Raw genomic sequence first — 2,755 nt, 5'->3', positions numbered from 1 at the left:
GAGGTCGTCGGTCGGCTCTACGGGGAGATCGAACCTGCCACACCCGCCGTTCTCTTCATCCACGGCTGGCTCCAGCCCAGTCACCTCTCCTTGTCGGAGACGGCGGCGCTCCTGGTGCGCCGGGGTCTTTGCGTGTTCGTTCTCGAACTGCCCCATCACCTGAGCCGCAAGCCACCGGGCGAGGCTCACGGCGCGCGTTTCGTCTCCGGCGACCTGGCCCTCACCCTGGACTCTTTCGTTCAGGCGACGGCGGAGGTGGCCGCCGCGGCGGCCTGGCTGCGCAGCCTGTCCGGCGGTCTCTACATCATGGGCTTCAGTCTGGGGGGTCTTATCGCCGGGCTCCACGCCTGTCTGGCGGAAGAGCCGCCGGACAAGGTCGTCCTCATCGCCCCGGCGGCCCGGCCGGCGGAGACCATTCTCCGCTCTCCGCTCACCGACCGGGTGAGGCGGGCCGTCTTCGCCCAGGGCGTCACACCGGAAGAAGTCCTCAGGATGCTGGCCCCGCTGGATTTGACCGAGCTCAGGCCACTGACGGCCCCTGAAAACGTCTGCCTCGTCGCCGGACGGGGGGATCGGGCGGTGCCGGTGACCGTCCTGCGGAGGCTGCGGGACCGCTGGGGCTGCCGGTTCCGGGAGGTGTCGGGGGGGCACATCAGCCTCTGGCTGCCGCTGGTGGCGGGCGAGAGGCTGGGGTTTGACCGCGGGCTGTCCTGGTGCCGCGGGGTGGCCGATTTTCTGGAGGGGTCGAGTAGCTTGGGCCGGCGTTTTATTCAACCCACCCCCAGCGGCTGTGCGTAGCCGTTGTCTTGGGTGTCGTTGACCATGCAGTCAGGCAGGTTACATTTAGGGGACGGCGGGGTGTTGGGACCAACGCCCGTAGATCGGGTTAGACCGCCACGGTGAACCGTTGACCGTGAGTTGGACGGCATCTCCGGGTTCATCGCTCTGTTTTATTGCCGGGAGTCTATCGGAATTACCATTCTCCAAGCCCTGATGTTTCAGGCTGATACGACTGAGGCTAAAAAAACCGGCCCCCGGGACCGGGCCATCTTTCTTAGTTGCGGCCTAGACTACCTTTTCAGCAGCTCCCGGGCGTGCTCCACGGCGCTCTCCCCGCCCCCCAGCATGGCCGACAGCTCCACCACCCGCTCCTCGCCCTCCAGCCGCTCGATGTCGGTGAAGGTTCGGCCCTCGGCGGAGTCCTTCTTCACGCGGTAGTGGGCGTCGGTGTTGGCCGCAATCTGGGGCAGGTGGGTTATGACGACGACCTGCCGGGTGCGCCCCAGGTCACGGAGGAGCTCGGCCACCACCCCGGCGATGTGTCCCCCGATGCCGGCGTCCACCTCGTCGAAGACCATGGTGGGGACGCCGTAGCGCTCGCCGGTGACCCCCTTCAAGGCCAGCATCACGCGGGATATTTCGCCGCCCGAGGCCACCTTGGCCAGGGGGCGCGGCGGTTCGCCGGGGTTGGCGGCGAGCTGGTACTCCACGGCGTCGAGACCGGTGGATGTCGCCCGCGCGCCGGACCAGCCGTCGTCGCCCGGTCGGTTTTCGATCTCGACGGCGAACGAATCCTCGGGGAAGCCGAGGCGCTTTAAAATCTGGTTGACCCGCGGCACCAGCCGAGTCACCGCTTCCCGCCGTTTTTGGGAAATCTCCCTCGCCGACCAGAGGTACTCCTCCCGGGCCTCTTCGAGAACCTTCCTGCGCTGGGCCATTGCGGCGCCGCGGTCCTCGTGGTCGGAGAGCCTCCGCGCTGCCCATTCCCGGTACTCGAGCACCCCGGCCACGGTCGGCCCGAACTTCCGCTTGAGGTGCTCGAGGAGTGCCAGGCGGGTCTCTATCTCCTCCAGCCTCGCCGGATCGGCCTCGAGCCTCTCGCCGTACACCCGGAGCCTCTCGACGAAGTCCACCAGGCTGAAGCGGAGCTGGGTCAGCTCCTCCTCGATGGGACCCTGTTCGGGGTCCAGCTTGACCAGCTCCTTGAGGGTGCCGCGCGCGGCTTCGACGCCGTCCAGGGCCGAGGACTCCCCCTCGCCCAGGAGTTGCAGCGCGCCCTGGGACAGCCGGGAGAGCTCGACCACGGCCCGCAGACGCTGCCTCTCCCCTAGGAGCGACTCCTCCTCGCCCGGGTCCGGGTGGGCGTCGTCTATCTCCTTTATCTCATGGCGCCAGAGCTCGAGCTGTCTTTCATCGGCCGCGGCCGATTCCTCCAGCTCGGCCAGCGCCGCCTCGGCCGCACGCACCGCCTCGAAACCGCGGGTGACCTTCCCACGCAGCTCGACCAGGTCGTCGAAGGCGTCGAGGAGCTCCAGCTGGGCCTGGGCCTGGAGGAGGGTCTGGTGTTCGTGCTGGCCGTGGAGGTCCACCAAAAGGTCGCCCACGGCGGTGAGGGTGGAGACGGGGACGAGGTTCCCGCCGAGCCAGCAGCGCGAACGCCCCCCGGCGTCCACCCGGCGGCGGATGATGAGCTCCTCCTGCGCCGGCTCGATTCCGAGCTCCTCCGCCAATTCCTCGGGCAGCCTCACGTCGCGGAAGATGGCCTGCACCTCGGCGGCCTTGGCCCCGCTCCGCACGGCGTCGGCTTTGGCCCGTTCCCCCAGGGCCAGCCCGATCGCCCCGACCAGGACGCTCTTCCCCGCCCCGGTGGCGCCGGTGATGGCGCAAAGACCGCGGTCCAGCTCCACCTCGAGGTTAGAGATGGTGGCCAAATCGCGGACGGCCAGGTACGAGAGCATTCTACCAGTCTCTGTTG

Annotated in this window: 2 protein-coding genes; one reads left to right on the top strand and one right to left on the bottom strand. The window is 68.3% G+C overall.

What is annotated here, in order from left to right:
• Positions 1 to 798, top strand: a 798-nt coding sequence (locus NTW26_09320) for an alpha/beta fold hydrolase (protein ID MCX7022453.1), incomplete at its 5' end; no start/stop codon positions are given.
• 272 nt (positions 799 to 1,070) lie between these two features.
• Here the strand turns inward: NTW26_09320 and recN are convergent.
• A partial coding sequence (gene recN, locus NTW26_09315; protein ID MCX7022452.1) for a DNA repair protein RecN occupies positions 1,071 to 2,755 on the bottom strand: 1,685 nt, incomplete at its 5' end.

The organism is bacterium (assembly GCA_026398675.1).
In the GTDB taxonomy this organism is placed as follows: Bacteria; RBG-13-66-14; RBG-13-66-14; order RBG-13-66-14; family RBG-13-66-14; genus RBG-13-66-14.
This window is presented reverse-complemented; position numbering and strand designations above follow the sequence as displayed.